Genomic DNA, 797 nt, shown 5'->3' on the forward strand with positions numbered 1-797 from the left:
GCAGGCGGTAGAGCGCGAGCACGTTGTCGTGGACGGCGGAGCGGCCGGTGGCGGGCGAGACCGCCTCGATCACGTCGCGGTTGTGGTCCCACTTGAGGTACGCGATCGGGTACTCGATCAGCAGCGCGTCGAGGGCGTCGAGCACGTGCTCGAACGCGCCGCGCTGCGAGAGGTCGAGGACCTGCTGCTGCCGCCCCGAGGCCGGGAGGTGGCCGGCCGGGCCGAGGATCCACTCCGGGTGCGCGCGAGCCAGGTCGGAGTCGGGGCTGATCATCTCGGGCTCCACCCAGAGGCCGAACTGCATGCCCAGGCCGATGACGACGTCCGTCAGCGGAGTGAGGCCCTCCGGCCAGACCGAAGGGTCGACGGTCCAGTCGCCGAGCGCCGCGGTGTCGTCGCGGCGGCCGAGGAACCAGCCGTCGTCGAGCACGAAGCGCTCGACCCCGATCCGCGCGGCCCGCTCGGCGAGGGCGGTGAGGCGAGCGAGGTCGTGGTCGAAGTAGACGGCCTCCCAGGTGTTGAGGGTGACGGGCCGCGGAGCGACGGGGTGCTGCGGGCGGGAGCGGAGCGACGCGTGGAACCGGGCCTGCAGAGCGCTGAGCCCGTCCCCCCAGGAGCCGTAGGCGACCGGCGTCTCGTAGCTCTCGCCCTGCGCGAGCTCGATCTCGGCGGGCCGCAGCAGCTCGCCGGCCGCGAGGAGCGAGACGCCCTCGACGGTGCGCTCGGCGCGGAGCGAGCTGTCGCCGCTCCAGCCGAGGTGGACGCCGTGCACGAGCCCGCGCTCCCAGCCGAAGCCG

1 protein-coding gene is annotated in these 797 nt (G+C 74.0%); it reads right to left on the reverse strand.

Annotated elements, in window-relative coordinates:
- Positions 1-797 (reverse strand): alpha-galactosidase (locus C5C50_RS16585; RefSeq protein WP_181133964.1); only part of this gene is annotated, 797 nt, incomplete at both ends.

Source organism: Rathayibacter sp. AY1D9 (genome assembly GCF_002932395.1).
GTDB lineage: Bacteria > Actinomycetota > Actinomycetes > Actinomycetales > Microbacteriaceae > Rathayibacter.